This window comes from Shinella lacus (genome assembly GCF_010994755.1).
GTDB lineage: Bacteria > Pseudomonadota > Alphaproteobacteria > Rhizobiales > Rhizobiaceae > Shinella > Shinella lacus.
In genome coordinates, this window is sequence record NZ_WHSB02000002.1 from 95,527 (window position 1) to 110,217 (window position 14,691).

Below are 14,691 nucleotides of genomic sequence, written 5' to 3' on the forward strand. Positions count from 1 at the left end.
ACGACACACATCTCAATTCATGCAAAGGAACGTAACCATGGCCTGGCAGCCTGCGGACAACCGCTACGATACGATGGCCTACAACCGCGTCGGGCGCTCCGGCCTGAAGCTGCCGGCGATTTCGCTGGGGTTGTGGCACAATTTCGGCGACGACACGCCGCATGACCGCAAGGTCGACATGTGCCGCACGGCCTTCGATCTCGGCATCACCCATTTCGACCTTGCCAACAATTACGGCCCGCCGGCCGGCACCGCGGAAACCGCCTTTGGCGAAATTCTCCGTACCGATTTCGCGCATCTGCGCGACGAGCTGATCATCTCCTCCAAGGCCGGCTACAACATGTGGCCGGGTCCCTATGGCGAGTGGGGCAGCCGCAAGTACCTGATCGCGTCGTGCGACCAGAGCCTGAAGCGCATGGGCCTCGACTATGTCGATATCTTTTACTCCCACCGCTTCGACCCCGATACGCCGCTGGAGGAGACCTGCGGCGCGCTCGACCATATCGTGCGCTCCGGCCGCGCGCTTTATGTCGGCATTTCCTCCTACAATTCGCAGCGCACCCGCGAGGCGGCGGCGATCCTGAAGGATCTCGGCACGCCCTGCATCATCCACCAGCCGAGCTATTCCATGCTCAACCGCTGGGTCGAGGACGATGGGTTGGTGGACACGCTGGAAGAGCTCGGCATTGGCTCGATCGTCTTCTCGCCGCTGGCGCAGGGCATGCTGACGACGAAATATCTCGGCGGCATTCCGGGCGACAGCCGCGCGGCGCTGAACCATTTTCTCAAGAAGGATTTCATCCGTCCCGAGATCATCGACAATATCCGCAAGCTGAACGACATCGCCGAGCGGCGCGGCCAGACGCTGGCGCAGATGGCGCTTGCCTGGGTGCTGCGCGGCGGGCGCATTACCTCGGCGCTGATCGGCGCCAGCCGCTCGTCGCAGATCGTCGATTGCGTCAAGGCGCTGGAAAAGCGGGATTTCACGGCCGAGGAACTGGCCGAGATCGACGCCCATGCCCGGGAGGCGGACGTCAATCTCTGGGCGAGATCCACCGAACGGGACTGAGCGCGGCCGCCTGATCAGCCGGCCTGCCGGAGCCACAACGGGAAGGGGTCCGGCAGGTTCGCCCAGCGTGCCGGCTCGAATGTCTCGGCCTCGACGAGACAGGCGTCGAGCCTGCTGCGGATTGCGGCTTCGTCCATCGGGTCGGCGCCGATGAAGACGAGTTCCTGCCGGCGATCGCCCCAGACCGGATCGCTGGCGCGGGCGATGCCCTCGCGTGCGGCCTGGTCCTGCGGCCAGTGCTGCTGCGGCACGGCAGCCCACCAGAGACCGAGGCGGCCGCTGCGCACCAGGGCGCCGGCCTGGCTCATTTCGCCGACATGGTGCGGGCGTGTCGCCAGCCAGAAAAAGCCCTTGGCGCGGATGACGCCAGGCCAGCTTTCATCGAGGAAGGTCTTGAAGCGGGCCGGGTGGAACGGTTTTTTCGCGCGGTAGACGAAGGAGCGGATGCCATATTCCTCCGTCTCCGGCACATGGTCCTTGAAACCGTGCAGTTCCTTGAACCAGAGCGGATGTTCGCTTGCCTTTTCGAAATCGAAGCGGCCGGTGCCGAGGATGTCGGCAAGCTCGACGCGGCCGAAATCCGTCTCGATGACGCGGGTCGACGAATTGAGGCCGCCGACGATCTGGCGGGCGGCAAGCAGGGTGTCGAGCTTCGCTGCGCCGGCCTTGTTGAGCACGACGACGTCGGCGAATTCGATCTGCTCGACCAGCAGTTCCACCAGCGTGCGTGTGTCGCCTTCACCGGCCGTCTCGCCACGCTCTGCCAGAAAATCCTGCGAGCCGTAGTCCTTGAGCAGGTTGGCCGCATCGACCACCGTGACCATCGTGTCGAGCCGTGCGACGTCCGACAGGCTTCGGCCGTTCTCGTCGCGGAAATCGAAGGTGGTGGCGACGGGCAGCGGCTCGGAAATGCCGCTCGATTCGATCAGCAGGTAGTCGAAGCGGTTCATCTCGGCGAGGCGGCGCACCTCGTTCAGCAGGTCGTCGCGCAGCGTGCAACAGATGCAGCCGTTCGTCATCTCGACAAGCTGTTCGCCGGTGCGCGACAGGTCCGCCCCGCCATCGCGGATGAGGGCGGCGTCGATATTGACCTCGCTCATGTCGTTGACGATGACCGCGACGCGCAGGCCGCTGCGGTTGGTGAGCACATGGTTGAGAAGCGTCGTCTTGCCGGCGCCGAGAAAGCCGGAAAGCACGGTGACGGGGAGGCGGTTGTCCATGCAATTTGCCTTTTGTGTTATACTATTACATTTGGTGCGCTGAAAAAGGCGGGGTGATCCCGCCGTAGCTTTGCTGAATGGAAACTGCGGGCTTGGTAGCGCCCATCAGCCTCTCCTTCGTCATGCTCGGGCTTGACCCGAGCATGACGGAGAGTGCGGCGGGCGTTTCGCTCCAGCTAAAGCCTGGAAACCCGCAGTTTCAGGGCCTGCATGCGCGCTCTTAGCTAGCCTGCCCGAGGCAATCGCGCAGAGACGTGGCGATGCTCCTCATCAGGGTGAAATAGAGGTCCGGGCCGGGTTCCAGCGTTGCGGCTTCCGGGTCGAGCGTGCCGGATTTTGCCGGTGTGCCCTCGATTACCACGTTGACGAGCTTCGGCTCGAACTGCGGCTCGGCGAAGACGCAGGTGGCACCCAGCGTCTTTACCTTGTCGCGGATCTGCGTCAGGCGCTCGGCGCCGGGCAGGGTTTCCGGGCTGACGGTGATGGAGCCGGCGGCGTGCACGCCGTAGTGATGCTCGAAATACTGATAGGCGTCGTGGAAGACGATGAAGGGCTTGTCCTTCACCGGCGCCACGGTCTCGGCGACCTCCTTGTCGAGGGCGGCGAGCTTGTCGTTCAGGCTCGCGAGGTTCGCCTTGTAGGCCTCGGCATTGGCCGGGTCCTTTTCGGAAAGCACCTTTGCCGTCTCCGCGGCGATGGCGCGGGCATTGTCCGGGCTCAGCCAGAGATGCATGTCGAATTCGCCGTGTTCATGGCCCTCGTGCCCGGCTTCCTCGCCATGGGCATGCGCCTCTTCGGCCTCCTTGCCATGGTCGTGACCTTCCGCGGCGTGCTCGTGCCCTTCCTCGCCCTCGTCCTCATGCGCCTCGAACGGCCCACCCTCGCGGAAATGCAGCTTTTCGAGGCCCGGTGCATCCTCCAGCTCGACGACGGTCGCGTTGCCGCCGAGTGCTTCCAGCGGCTTTTCCAGGAAGGCCTCCAGCCCGTGGCCGACCCAGAAGACCACGTCCGCATCCTGCAAGGCCGCCGCATTGGAGGGCTTTAGCGAATAGGTATGCGGCGAGGCCGCGCCCTCGACGATCAGGTTCGGCTCGCCGACCCCCTGCATGATGGCGGCGACGAGCGAGTGAATAGGCTTGATGGACACGACCACATTCGGCACCTCCGCCCGTGCGGCAAGGGGGCCGGCGGCGAGGAGCGCGGTCGAGAGGAAGAGGGCGCGAACGGCCTTTTGCATGGGGATCTCCGTCTTTGATTGTGAATGTAATGTTATTACATCAATTGCGTTATGCTATAACGTGTGCCATATCCGGTGGCAACAGGCCTTTGGAAAAAAGTGATGCTGCAGACCCCTACCAAGACCGTCCCGCCGCTCGTCTCGCTTGGCGGCGTCGGCGTGCGCCGCCAGGGCCGCTGGCTCGTGCGCGGCGTGGAATTTTCCATAGCACCCGGCGAGATCGTCACGCTGATCGGCCCCAACGGCTCCGGCAAGTCGACGACCGCCAAGGCGGCGATCGGCGTTTTGAAGGCCGACGAGGGCAGGGTGGAGCGCAAGGCCGGCCTCAAGGTCGGCTACGTGCCGCAGAAACTCGCGATCGACTGGACCATGCCGCTCACCGTCGACCGGCTGATGACGCTGACGTCGCCGCTGAAGGGCGCCGAGATCGACGCCGCACTTTCCGCCACCGGCATTCGCCATCTCGCGCGTGCCGAGGTGCAGCACCTCTCCGGCGGCGAGTTCCAGCGTGCGCTGCTCGCCCGCGCGATCGCCCGCAAGCCCGATCTGCTTGTGCTCGACGAGCCGGTGCAGGGCGTCGACTTTTCCGGCGAGATCGCGCTTTACGACCTCATCAAGACGATCCGCAACACGACCGGCTGCGGCATCCTGCTGATCTCGCACGATCTGCATGTCGTGATGGCCGAGACGGATACCGTCATCTGCCTGAACGGTCATGTCTGTTGCCGCGGCACGCCGGAGGCCGTCAGCCAGAGCCCGGAATATCTCCGCCTCTTCGGCGCCCGCGCCGGCCAGACGCTCGCCTTCTACAATCACGACCACGACCATACGCATCTGCCGGACGGCCGGGTGCAGCATGCTGATGGCTCGATCACCGACGATTGCCGGCCGGGCGACGGGCATCACACGCAAGTTCTGCCGAGCGGCAAGGCGGGGCCGATGCGCATCGTGCACACGCACGGGCCGAACTGCGGCTGCGGCCTTGACCACGGCCCGGCGCCGGCTGGCCAGGCCGGGGAGGCCCGCGATGCTTGACGACTTCTTTGTACGCGCGCTGGTCGCGGGCGTGGGGCTTGCCATTACCGCCGGGCCGCTCGGCTGTTTCGTCGTCTGGCGGCGCATGGCCTATTTCGGCGATACGATGGCGCACTCGGCGCTGCTCGGCGTCGCGCTGTCGCTGCTGATGGATTTCAACCTGCTGATCAGCGTCTTCCTCGTCGCCGCGGCGGTGTCGCTCTTGATGCTGCTGTTGCAGAAACGCGGCACGCTCTCCACCGACGCGCTGCTCGGCATCCTGTCGCATGCCACACTGGCAATCGGCCTCGTCCTGGTCTCCTTCATGACCTGGGTACGCATCGACCTCGTCGGCTTCCTGTTCGGCGACATCCTGGCCGTGACGCGTGCCGACGTAGACCTCGTCTGGGGCGGCGGCATTCTCGTCCTCTTCGCCATCGTCTGGATGTGGCGCCCGCTGATCGCCTCGACGGTCAACCCGGAACTGGCGGAGGCCGAGGGCCTGCAGCCGGAACGGGCGCGGCTCGCCTTCATGCTGCTCATGGCGCTCGTCATCGCCATCGCCATGAAGATCGTCGGCATCCTGCTGATCACTTCGCTGCTGATCATCCCGGCCGCCACCGCCCGGCGCTTTTCCACCAGCCCGGAGATCATGGCCGTGCTCGCCTCCGTCATCGGGGCGCTTGCGGTCGTCGGCGGGCTGTTCGGCTCCCTGAAATTCGATACGCCCTCCGGTCCCTCGATCGTCGTCGCAGCGCTCGGCCTCTTCGTCCTGAGCCTGCTGACGAAGCCCAGGACGGGCACAACCCAACAGCCGGCCATGGGCCAGGGAGGTCAGGCATGACCACGCAACACATGACCACACAACAGCTGACGCGCAACCAGGGCCTGGTCTTCGACGTGCTCTCGCATTCCGGCAGCCCGCTCAGCGCCTATTCGATCCTCGACAAGCTGCGCGACAGCGGTTTTCGCGCGCCCTTGCAGGTCTATCGCGCGCTCGACAAGCTCTTGGAATTCGGCCTCGTGCATCGGCTTGAAAGCATCAACGCCTTTGTCGCCTGCGCCCATCCGGAAGATGGCTGCCACGCCCACGGCCTCACTGCCTTCACCATCTGCGAGACCTGCGGCAAGGTCGACGAATTCCACGACCATGTGATCGAGGACCGGCTGAAGGGTTTTGCCAAGGACCGCAACTTCAAGACCGGCAAGACGACGATCGAGATCCGCGGCACCTGCGCCGGCTGCGCGTGAGCCTCCGGTTCATTCAGCCTTTACCCGCGTTTCGGCGGCGAGCTTGCGCCAGCGGCGGACATTGACGTTGTGCTCTGCCAGCGTGGCCGTAAAAGCATGGCCGCCATTGCCATCCGGCACGAAATAAAGATCGTCCGTCGCTGCGGGATTTGCGGCCGCCTCAAGCGAGGCCTGCCCGGGAAGCGCGATCGGCGTCGGCGGCAGGCCGGGAATCTGGTAGGTGTTGTACGGCGTCTTCGTCTCAAGGTCCGCCCGGAGAATTGCCCGGCCGACGGGCTTTCCGTCGCCGCCGAAGAGACCATAGATCATCGTCGCATCGGATTGCAGCCGCATGCCCTTCTTGAGGCGGTTGACGAAGACCGCCGCGAATTTCGGCATGTCCGCCGGCAGGCCGGTCTCCCGCTCGATGATCGAGGCGAGAATGACGAGCTGTTCGGGATTTTCAAGCGGCAGGCCCTTCTGCCGGCCGGCCCATATCCGGCCGATGAGCTCGGCCTGCGCCGCCTGCATCTGCCGCACAACGTCCGCGCGCGTCGCGCCACGCGCAAGCGCATAGGTGCCGGGCATCAGGGCGCCCTCTGCCGGCAGCTCTGCCGGCAGGTCGCCGTCGAGCCGGGCATCCTGCGCCAGTTGCTCGAAGGCCTGTTTGACGGTCAGGCCGGCCGCAATGGAGATGCTTTCCGTCGTTGCCTGCTCAGCGTTTGATTTCAGCAACTCCTGGATCTCCACCTTCGCCAGCGACGCGAACGCACAGGAGGGAAACAGGCGGACATGTTCTTTCAGCAGGGCCATGTTGCCGCGTGAACTGACCGCCTGCCAGTGGACCGCGGCGTCGCGGCAGGGGTCGACGGCCGCGGGCGCCTCTTCGGCCTCACGACCGAGGATCACCGTTTCGAAGAGCGAGCCCGTGATATACGGGCGCTGTTTGCCCTTGGTCGCTTCGAAGACGTCCTTGGCCACGGAGCGCAGCACCACTTCGACCTCGCGCCCCGGCGTGACGAGATGGCGGGCAAGCGCGCTGGCATAGGGGCTGCTGTCTCCCTCGCCATCGAGCGCGATTTCGCCGGGCGAGGTGGCAAAGCCGATGAGGAGGTTGCTCTGCGTGCTCTCGATCCGGGCAAGGCCCTTCGTCGCGCCGCCCCGCGTCAGGGGCGTTTCATCTTGCTGAACAGCGGGTTGTCGCGGCAGGCATCCACGAGCACGAGCTTGAATTTTTTGACACCGGAAAGGGCATCGACGAGCTTGCCGAGCGCCACCGTCTCATATTCCACGTCGACATCGGATTCGAGCGTCGCATCGACGGGCATGAGAAAGTTCTCGCCGTTCATTTCGATGCCGTGGCCGGAATAATAGATGAGGCCGATCTCGGCCTGCGCAGCGGTTTCGGAAAACTCGGACAGCGCTCGCGACATGGCGGCCCGCCCCGCATTCTCCACCACGGTCACCTCGAAATCCGCCGCTTCCAGCACGCTTCTGAGCGCGGCGACGTCGTTTGGCGGATTGCGAAGGGCCGATGCGCTGTCGGCATAGGCGGCGTTGCCGATGAGCAGCGCGACCTTGACCGCCGCCTGTGCCGGCGCGAGCAGCAGGACCGCAAGGACGAAAACGACGGCGCGCAGAAGCATGTCCATGCTCCCCTGAAAACCCGGAGGCCTACCCTATCATGCTGCACGTATGACGGGCGGGGAAGGCGGATTATTCAGCCGACCGGCTTCAGGCCCTTCTTGAAGCGCTGCCAGTTGCGCACATAGCTGTCGGCGGAGCGCTTCAGACCAGCAAGCGCCGCCTCGTCCAGCGTGCGGATCGCCTTGGCGGGCGCGCCGACGATCAGCGAATTGTCCGGAAAGACTTTTCCCTCCGTCACCAGCGCATTGGCGCCGACGAGGCAGTTGTTGCCGATCACCGCGCCGTTCAGCACCGTCGCGCCCATGCCGATCAGCGAATTGTCGCCGATGGTGCAGCCGTGAATGATGGCGCTGTGGCCGATCGTGCAGCCTTCGCCGATCGTCACCGGCTTGCCGGGATCGGTATGCACGACGACGCCCTCCTGGATGTTCGAGCGCGCGCCGACCGTGATCGGCTCGTTGTCGCCGCGCAGCGTCGCGCCGAACCAGATGCCGACATCCTCGCCGAGGATGACCCTGCCGATGACATTGGCATCCGGCGCCACCCAGTAGCGGTCGTCCGCGGGCAGCGTCGGCTGGTCGTCGTCCAGGGCATAGAGCGGCATCGGCATTCTCCTCCAAGATGATTCCCGGCGATACTGCACCCGCCCGGCCGCGCAGGCAAAGGGCCGAGGGTGGTTTTTCCGTCGCGTTTGGAGTATGAGCCCGGCCATGACAGAAAGAGCCAACGCCAGCACGATGTACCACCAGGCCGTCAGCACGGGGACGAAGATTTTCGCCACCGCGCCGATGATCGACTGGTCGATTGATACGGAAAGTACAATATTAATCAGATAGTTATACGTATCGTATCGAAAATGTTACCCTGCGTGTTACCCTGAATCGAGCGGACGAGCGTTAGTTTAGGGGGCAACTTCATCAGCTCAATGGTTTGATACCAAACTTTCACCTCTCGAATTGCGTACTAATTTCCCATGCGCTTAGCGAGCCAATGTCGAAGAGCCTCTGTCCCTCTTTCCATGAATGGGAATTTAAGTAGATCGGCGAAAGCGGGAATATTCATTAGCGCTAAAATAACAGTTAGAGACAACGTAGTGCCACTCGCTGGTGCGTTCACGGACAGCAGGTACACATTATAAAGCACTGCGAGGATAAGCGATGTAAGGACAGCGATCTTGAGGCCGGTGACAATCTGTCCCGCTCGAGCAAGTAATGCAGCTTTACGGGCCTCTTCCGCTTCGGCAGATAAACGGGCTGTATTCTCTTCGATCGCTTTGCGTACGGCTTCCCGCATCTCTACGTCAGCACTCGCCTTCAATCGCTCGATTTCCGTCTCAGAATCGGAAATGAGTTTTGCCCGATCGAGGTCGTTGCGCAGTTGCTCTGCTTCAGCGGCGGCGATCCGCTCGGCATCTAGACGTGCGTGCTCTTGTTCCGCACGACTGAGAATCTCTGCCATATTTAGCTGTCTGACGATGCTCGAGTTCCCGAAGCTCTCCTCCTGCGCTATGCGGCGCGCAGCCTGCATTGTCAGCGCGTTTTTCCCTTGGCTTGTGAAGTCGTCGAGTGCGCCAGTGACTTTCTCCATTCCTTCCCTGAAATAGCCAAACCACTCTGCGTCCGGCCTTACCGCGGCGAAACAATTAGTCAGCAACTCCCTCCCAGCTTTTTCGGGTGGGATGGTTTGATCTTTGAGAAGCCAAGCTATCGTGGCTAGTTGACCCAGCGCTATGAAGGGTGGAAAGGTTCCGTACCCAATTGCATGCTGGTCGATAAGGTAGCGTCGCGACTGCACAGCCAAGAACTTGTTGGGGGTCGCAAAAACGTAGCCGCAATCGGCTAAATCCCTTGCTCGGCTGCCACGCCGGAGACGCATCACCGACGCAAGGAATCCGGCATCGTTCTGCCGATTCTGGACGCCGTACGGCTTTCCCGCCGCAGTCGAGCTCCGGAACAAGAATTCCGCAAATCCTCGTTCGTCAATTTGAAACCGGGCGTTCTCCAGGGCATTCTGTTCTAGATCGCCAGCGGGAAAAATATTTGACGCGGCAAGGCGCTCCTGAAATGCGTTCTGAAGTAAGCGCAGATCGCTTGTACCCACATCACCAGCAGCGATCGCAGCAGCTGTCTCGCCTTCCAACTCGCCGCCCGTATCCTTAATATGGACGATTGTATCGATAATGCCGCTGACTTCGGCCTCGTTTCCTGAAAAGTATCTGATCTGAAATCCCAGATCCTGAAGATAACGCGTCAATTCTTCTGTTGCCGACCGCAGAATTTTTCCTGAGCAGCCAAGTTGGCGCATCAGGACGGCAGTGTCATAAAATACTGTCACCGGCTTCTCGAGGTCAATCTGACCTATCGCTGTCACGGAGGAAATGAAGTCCTCAATCAAGACACCCATGAAAATGTTTAATATCTTGCTGAAGTGTATATCTTCTGTATTATCATGAAGATGTTGTATGAAACCACCAACAATGGCCATTTCTATACTGCTTGGGTCGAGTAGGACATTCTTTACTTTAACAATACGCGGCGCTGATTTTTCGGTTCGAATCCGCAAAAAGCTTATAAGGGCATCGCCCCAGCTCCCTGAAGACGGATTCATCGTAAATCCGACAGACTGTGCGTAAGCGGTGAGTTGAGAAATGATGTCGTCGAAATCAGTTTCAATTTCCGACTTGACGGCGTCGAAGGTACTCTCATGGGCACATGCAAAATGTGCCTTAACGGTTCGCCGATATTCAACGTAATTTTGCTGCTGTAAAGCCTCGACAAGTTGGTCTACTGCATACAGAGGAATCTCAAAGCCGAAGCTTTCACTCAGATATGATTTAATCCCAGCGGACGTAATCTGTTTCCCGGCAATTTGATTTGTGTAGGGAACGATGAACGGAATTAAGCAGTCTAACGCGTCACGAACTGGATTGGCGCTGATCTCGGTGCGTCTGAACGCTGCATACAAAAACGCATAGGCTTTTGCTTCTCGGTCTGCGCCTTTCAGGTCAAAGAGATCTTCAATTGTCGTCTTCGCGTCGCCGTTCATTCTCTGTCCAGTGCCGTTGCGATCGGGTTGAGTGCTACTCAACGTTTCTAGCACGGCTGGTAAAGAGTCTCAAAGCGCGGGCTCACCGCGAATCTGGATTGTGAAGGGCCGAAAATTGAGTTGGACCCGGTCTCCGAGGTAACATCGAAAACACCCGAGTGCGACGGATTTTGTGATGCTGCTGGTCGGCAATATTGATGTCATACCAGATTCAGGGATTACGTGGTGAGCTTCGTATCAACCCTCGCGCGATACACTCGCTTGTGATGAGGCAGCTAGAGAGGAAGAGACAAAGGTTTGTTGCGCTCGGGGTGCTGCTTAAAGTTCGGTAAATCGCATGATCTACACACCTAAAAGGCCTTCGTCTGGGAGACCTTGTAGGAGAGGGCAGGAAAAATATCCAGATCGTGAGTTGTGGCCAGTTGTTCGCAGTAACATCGGCAACTCACATCCGACGCCAACGTTCGCGGCCGAAAAGTTCGTTCCACTTGTGCGCAACGTGTTCGCCCCATGGCTTTAAAGGTTTCCTCAAGCCGGGTTCACATCGCTCCACACCCAATCTATGTCTCCCGCCGGCGCGGGCCTTGGTATGGAAACGGGATTGGTTTTAAACCACGCTGTAAGAGGCTAGAAGTGACGATCGCGTAAGGGACTTTTGTGTGGGTTACGACCGCTCGTCTCGTTTGGGAATGATTGCAGAGTGCATCTGACGTATCGACGAAACGCTTAGTTCCGCACAGGGTAACACTTTGATTGGCGGTGTAACATTTGCTATCCCGTGTTAAACTTGGCGAACCGATGATCGCATAACGGCGTGTCGGAGAAATTTCGTTTCGAGAGATCCGCCCGACGAGAAGTAAAAAGACGAGTTAAATGATTGATTTATAATAATAAAAATATCTTCGCTGTTGCTCCGATGATCGACTGGTCGGACCGACACTACCGCGTCTTCGCGCGGCAGATGACGAAGAACGCGCTGCTCTTTACGGAAATGATCGTCGCCGACGCGATCCTGCGCGGGAATCGCGACCGGCTGCTCGGCTTCGATGTAGAAGAACATCCTGTCGCCCTCCAGCTCGGTGGTAACGATCCGCAAAAGCTCGCCGAGGCGGCGCGGATCGGCGAGGGGTTCGGTTATGCCGAGATCAACCTCAATGTCGGCTGCCCCTCCGACCGGGTGCAATCCGGCACGTTCGGCGCCTGCCTGATGCGCGAGCCGCAGCTCGTCGCCGATTGCGTGGCGGCGATGAAGGCGGCGGTGTCGATCCCCGTCACCGTCAAGTGCCGCATCGGCGTCGACGACCAGGACCCGGAGGTGGCGTTGCGCGACCTCGTCTCGCGCATCCAGGCCGCCGGCACGGATGCCGTCTGGGTCCATGCGCGAAAAGCCTGGTTGCAGGGCCTTTCGCCGAAGGAGAACCGCGATATTCCGCCGCTCGACTACGGTCTCGTTCACCGGCTGAAGGCGGAAAATCCGCATCTTTTCATCGGGCTCAACGGCGGGCTTCACACATTGAATCAGGCTGTCGAGGAGATGCAAAACCTCGATGGCGTCATGCTCGGCCGCGCCGCCTATCAGGATAGCGGCGTCCTGACGGGCGTGGACGGGCTTTTCCCGCATCCGCTGTCGCCGGAAGGCCACCAGTCCTCTGAAACGATTGTCAGCCCGCAGGATCTTCCTGTGGACTATTGGGAAGCCGTGCGCGACGCGATGATGGCCTATGCCGCGCGGGTCGTGGCGGATGGCGGGCGGGTGGCGCATGTGACGCGCCACATGGTCGGCCTGTTCCAGGGTTTTCCGGGCGTGCGGCGCTACCGGCAGATCCTTTCCACCGATGCGACGAAGCCGGGCGCGGGGCCGGAGGTCATTTCGGCCGCCTTTGCCGCGGTTCTCTCGGCCCGCGCGACGACAGCCGCGGCGGCGGAATAGCGCTTTCTGTGCATCGCCCCGGCGCGACCACAATTTCGTCCCCTCGGGGTCGGAAACTTCCTCCCGCTTCGCCCTTGATGGCCGAGGGATGCGGGACTAGGACAGACGACGAATGCTAAGAGACGGACAGGTGGCCGCGTGATCGATCCCTACGCCATGCTCGGTATAGAGCGCGATGCCGACGACAATGCGGTCAAGACCGCCTATCGCAGGGCCGCCAAGGGCGTGCATCCGGATTCGGGCGGCGATGCCGACCAGTTTTCCCGCCTCCAGGCCTGCTACGACCTGCTGCGCGATCCCGTGCGCCGCAAGGTTTTCGACGATACCGGCTTCGACCCGCAGCTCGCCGATCCGCGCGACCTGAAGGGCCTGATGCTCTTGGAACCGCTCGTCAACGACGTCATCCTCGACGAGCGCGAACCCGGCAGCTTCGATCCCCTGGCCGCGATGCGGCGCAAGCTTTCCGACGACATCGTCAAGAGCCGCTTCCACATCCTGGAGCTCGAACGCCACCGCAACCGCGTGCGCCAGCATATCGACCGGCTCGGCCGCAAGGCCGGCACGGATTTCCTCGGCTCGATGCTGCGCGCCCGCTCGCAATCGATTGCCGAGGCGATTCGCAATGCCGAGGGCCAGATCGCCGCCATCGAGCAGGCCTATGCCATGCTGGAAGGCTATTCCTACGAACTCGCGACCGCCGTGGAGGCGCTCAAGGAGGAGGCGGCCGAGTAGCGTGATCGTGGCCGAAACGGTGGTTGCGGCCGACGCTTTACCCGCACTCCGTGCCCATGATTTCGATGCCTATCTCCCTGATTAAACGAGGGATTATCAAATATTTTCCGTGCTTTGCCGGGTTAAACGGATAAAATTCCCTTGCGAAAGGCAGAATAAAAGCCTACATCCCACATATCGAACTTTGCTTGTGACCTTTGTCTCTCGCCTCTTGGCACGGTCAGATCTCCTCTCATCGTCGATTTACATGCGACTGTTTTGTCGCTTTCTCCAACGATTGAAAGGATATCGTTATGAATTCAGGCACTGTGAAGTGGTTCAACAGCACCAAGGGTTTTGGCTTTATCGCTCCTGATGATGGCGCCAACGACGTGTTCGTTCACATTTCCGCCGTCGAACGTGCGGGCCTGCGCTCGCTCGCCGAAGGCCAGAAGGTCAGCTACGACATCGTTCAGGACCGCAAGTCGGGCAAGAGCTCGGCCGACAACCTGCGCGCCGCATAAGAATTGTCGTTCCTCTTGGCTGACCACGGATGTACCGGCAGTCGAGACGGCGAGCGACAGGAAGAGGTCGGGGTAAAGCCCGGCCTTTTTGTTTCGAGTGCACGCCTTTGATCACGTTCGGGGAGTTGTCCATGAGCCGGAAACGATTTGCGATCGGCGACACGGTCACCCTCAAGGCCGATCTGTTTCGATCGGCCGACAGCGAACGGGTCTGCCGGGTGGTCGGGGTCTTGCCGTCCGACCACGGCGAGGCACAATATCGAGTGCGTCTCGGCAACGAGACGTGTGAACGCCGGATCGTCGCGAGCGACATCGAAGCGACGGATACGGTGGAAATACGCAGTGGCGGCAGTGCGTCCGCTTCCTCCAAGGGAAGCGAACCCTGGTTCAAGCCATCCAGCATTCGCGTTAACAAATAATCACAATCAGCGGCGGCCGCACGGCCGCGATGGAAAGGATATGTTTTGCAGGTACTCGTCCGCGACAACAACATCGAACAGGCCATCCGCGTTCTGAAGAAGAAGCTGCAGCGCGAAGGTGTCTTCCGCGAAATGAAGGCCCGCAGCGCCTATGAAAAGCCGTCTGAAAAGCGCGCCCGCGAAAAGGCCGAAGCCGTTCGGCGCGCCCGCAAGCTCGCCCGCAAGAAGGCCCAGCGCGAAGGCCTCATCCCTGGTCCCAAGCGCAAGCCGCTCCCGGGTCCGGGCCGCGTAGCCGGTTGATCGGCACGACGTCACGATGACGGCAGAGGAGCAAGCGATGACAGCGACCCGACAACAGTTTTTCAAGCCGACGAAGGTCAGCGCTGCGACGAAGGCCGCGGAAACCGATTCCGCCGCCAAGACCATCGTGGCGCAGGAAGCCGCCGCCCGCGACAAGAAGACGGAAAAGTTGCGGGCGATGCGCATCGCGCAGGAGGCGGCCCAACCCGCCCCCCTGCCGACGACCAAGAAGCGCAAGTAACAGCCCCCGTCGAACAGGGCTTTGACCCTATACGACGCCCATCGGACAAGCAGCCCGGCCTAACAGCCGGGCTCTTGCCGTTTTTTTTGGGGTTGGGAAGCCGG

17 protein-coding genes are annotated in these 14,691 nt (G+C 61.3%); 11 read left to right on the forward strand and 6 right to left on the reverse strand.

The window, feature by feature from the left end:
- Positions 1–37: 37 nt before the first annotated feature.
- Positions 38–1,069 carry an L-glyceraldehyde 3-phosphate reductase gene (gene mgrA / locus GB927_RS04980; protein WP_256115532.1) on the forward strand — a complete coding sequence of 344 codons (1,032 nt, stop codon included), beginning with the start codon at positions 38–40 and terminating at the stop codon, positions 1,067–1,069.
- A gap of 14 nt (positions 1,070–1,083) precedes the next feature.
- Here the strand turns inward: mgrA and GB927_RS04985 are convergent, their stop codons facing one another.
- Positions 1,084–2,289 carry a GTP-binding protein gene (locus GB927_RS04985; RefSeq protein ID WP_256115533.1) on the reverse strand — a complete coding sequence of 402 codons (1,206 nt, stop codon included), beginning with the start codon at positions 2,287–2,289 and terminating at the stop codon, positions 1,084–1,086.
- 92 nt (positions 2,290–2,381) lie between these two features.
- On the opposite strand from GB927_RS04985, the gene GB927_RS04990 reads away from it, so the two are divergent.
- Positions 2,382–2,513 (forward strand): hypothetical protein, encoded by a 132-nt coding sequence (locus tag GB927_RS04990; protein WP_256115534.1) that lies wholly within the window; start codon positions 2,382–2,384, stop codon positions 2,511–2,513.
- Here GB927_RS04990 and znuA read toward each other — a convergent pair.
- A complete protein-coding gene (gene znuA / locus GB927_RS04995; protein ID WP_256115535.1) occupies positions 2,510–3,526 on the reverse strand; it encodes a zinc ABC transporter substrate-binding protein ZnuA in 1,017 nt (338 codons plus the stop codon). The two genes, GB927_RS04990 and znuA, sit on opposite strands and share 4 nt — an antisense overlap.
- A gap of 102 nt (positions 3,527–3,628) precedes the next feature.
- On the opposite strand from znuA, the gene GB927_RS05000 reads away from it, so the two are divergent.
- Genes GB927_RS05000 through GB927_RS05010 form a run of 3 tightly spaced genes read left to right on the forward strand, consistent with a single transcriptional unit; the run spans position 3,629 to position 5,791 of the window.
- A complete protein-coding gene (locus GB927_RS05000; RefSeq protein WP_256115536.1) occupies positions 3,629–4,561 on the forward strand; it encodes an ATP-binding cassette domain-containing protein in 933 nt (310 codons plus the stop codon).
- Positions 4,554–5,384 (forward strand): metal ABC transporter permease, encoded by an 831-nt coding sequence (locus tag GB927_RS05005; RefSeq protein WP_256115537.1) that lies wholly within the window; start codon positions 4,554–4,556, stop codon positions 5,382–5,384. Before GB927_RS05000 ends, GB927_RS05005 begins: the two co-directional genes overlap by 8 nt.
- 11 nt (positions 5,385–5,395) lie before the next feature.
- Positions 5,396–5,791: a Fur family transcriptional regulator gene (locus tag GB927_RS05010; RefSeq protein ID WP_305110887.1), complete on the forward strand. Its 396-nt coding sequence runs from the start codon at positions 5,396–5,398 to the stop codon at positions 5,789–5,791.
- Positions 5,792–5,800: 9 nt separating this feature from the next.
- Here the strand turns inward: GB927_RS05010 and mltG are convergent, their stop codons facing one another.
- From mltG to GB927_RS05030, 4 genes are all read right to left on the reverse strand, one after another.
- Entirely contained in the window at positions 5,801–7,003 is a 1,203-nt protein-coding gene (gene mltG, locus GB927_RS05015) for an endolytic transglycosylase MltG (protein ID WP_369431628.1), read from the reverse strand.
- A complete protein-coding gene (locus tag GB927_RS05020) occupies positions 6,937–7,422 on the reverse strand; it encodes a caspase family protein (protein ID WP_256115541.1) in 486 nt (161 codons plus the stop codon). Before GB927_RS05020 ends, mltG begins: the two co-directional genes overlap by 67 nt.
- Positions 7,423–7,490: 68 nt before the next feature.
- Positions 7,491–8,021 carry a gamma carbonic anhydrase family protein gene (locus tag GB927_RS05025; protein WP_256115542.1) on the reverse strand — a complete coding sequence of 177 codons (531 nt, stop codon included), beginning with the start codon at positions 8,019–8,021 and terminating at the stop codon, positions 7,491–7,493.
- A 359-nt stretch (positions 8,022–8,380) separates the two neighbouring features.
- Complete coding sequence (locus tag GB927_RS05030) at positions 8,381–10,462, reverse strand: hypothetical protein (RefSeq protein ID WP_256115543.1); 2,082 nt, start codon at positions 10,460–10,462, stop codon at positions 8,381–8,383.
- 916 nt (positions 10,463–11,378) lie between these two features.
- Here GB927_RS05030 and dusA point away from each other — a divergent pair.
- From dusA to GB927_RS05060, 6 genes are all read left to right on the forward strand, one after another.
- A complete protein-coding gene (gene dusA / locus GB927_RS05035) occupies positions 11,379–12,392 on the forward strand; it encodes a tRNA dihydrouridine(20/20a) synthase DusA (protein ID WP_439655469.1) in 1,014 nt (337 codons plus the stop codon).
- Between the two features lie 156 nt (positions 12,393–12,548).
- Positions 12,549–13,124 (forward strand): J domain-containing protein, encoded by a 576-nt coding sequence (locus GB927_RS05040; RefSeq protein WP_256116167.1) that lies wholly within the window; start codon positions 12,549–12,551, stop codon positions 13,122–13,124.
- Positions 13,125–13,417: 293 nt separating this feature from the next.
- Entirely contained in the window at positions 13,418–13,627 is a 210-nt protein-coding gene (locus GB927_RS05045; protein ID WP_256115546.1) for a cold-shock protein, read from the forward strand.
- Positions 13,628–13,758: 131 nt separating this feature from the next.
- Positions 13,759–14,046 carry a cold-shock protein gene (locus GB927_RS05050; protein WP_256115547.1) on the forward strand — a complete coding sequence of 96 codons (288 nt, stop codon included), beginning with the start codon at positions 13,759–13,761 and terminating at the stop codon, positions 14,044–14,046.
- A gap of 45 nt (positions 14,047–14,091) precedes the next feature.
- Entirely contained in the window at positions 14,092–14,346 is a 255-nt protein-coding gene (rpsU, locus tag GB927_RS05055; RefSeq protein ID WP_256115548.1) for a 30S ribosomal protein S21, read from the forward strand.
- A 37-nt stretch (positions 14,347–14,383) separates the two neighbouring features.
- Positions 14,384–14,587: a hypothetical protein gene (locus tag GB927_RS05060; protein ID WP_256115549.1), complete on the forward strand. Its 204-nt coding sequence runs from the start codon at positions 14,384–14,386 to the stop codon at positions 14,585–14,587.
- The last annotated feature ends 104 nt before the right edge of the window (positions 14,588–14,691 follow it).

Coding starts and splice junctions, on each gene's coding strand:
- mgrA (WP_256115532.1), top strand. CDS start 38: ATGGCCTGGCAGCCTGCGGACAACCGCTACGATACGATGGCCTACAAC.
- GB927_RS04985 (WP_256115533.1), bottom strand. CDS start 2,289: ATGGACAACCGCCTCCCCGTCACCGTGCTTTCCGGCTTTCTCGGCGCC.
- znuA (WP_256115535.1), bottom strand. CDS start 3,526: ATGCAAAAGGCCGTTCGCGCCCTCTTCCTCTCGACCGCGCTCCTCGCC.
- GB927_RS05000 (WP_256115536.1), top strand. CDS start 3,629: ATGCTGCAGACCCCTACCAAGACCGTCCCGCCGCTCGTCTCGCTTGGC.
- GB927_RS05005 (WP_256115537.1), top strand. CDS start 4,554: ATGCTTGACGACTTCTTTGTACGCGCGCTGGTCGCGGGCGTGGGGCTT.
- GB927_RS05010 (WP_305110887.1), top strand. CDS start 5,396: ATGACCACACAACAGCTGACGCGCAACCAGGGCCTGGTCTTCGACGTG.
- GB927_RS05020 (WP_256115541.1), bottom strand. CDS start 7,422: ATGGACATGCTTCTGCGCGCCGTCGTTTTCGTCCTTGCGGTCCTGCTG.
- GB927_RS05025 (WP_256115542.1), bottom strand. CDS start 8,021: ATGCCGCTCTATGCCCTGGACGACGACCAGCCGACGCTGCCCGCGGAC.
- GB927_RS05030 (WP_256115543.1), bottom strand. CDS start 10,462: ATGAACGGCGACGCGAAGACGACAATTGAAGATCTCTTTGACCTGAAA.
- dusA (WP_439655469.1), top strand. CDS start 11,379: ATGATCGACTGGTCGGACCGACACTACCGCGTCTTCGCGCGGCAGATG.
- GB927_RS05040 (WP_256116167.1), top strand. CDS start 12,549: ATGCTCGGTATAGAGCGCGATGCCGACGACAATGCGGTCAAGACCGCC.
- GB927_RS05045 (WP_256115546.1), top strand. CDS start 13,418: ATGAATTCAGGCACTGTGAAGTGGTTCAACAGCACCAAGGGTTTTGGC.
- GB927_RS05050 (WP_256115547.1), top strand. CDS start 13,759: ATGAGCCGGAAACGATTTGCGATCGGCGACACGGTCACCCTCAAGGCC.
- GB927_RS05060 (WP_256115549.1), top strand. CDS start 14,384: ATGACAGCGACCCGACAACAGTTTTTCAAGCCGACGAAGGTCAGCGCT.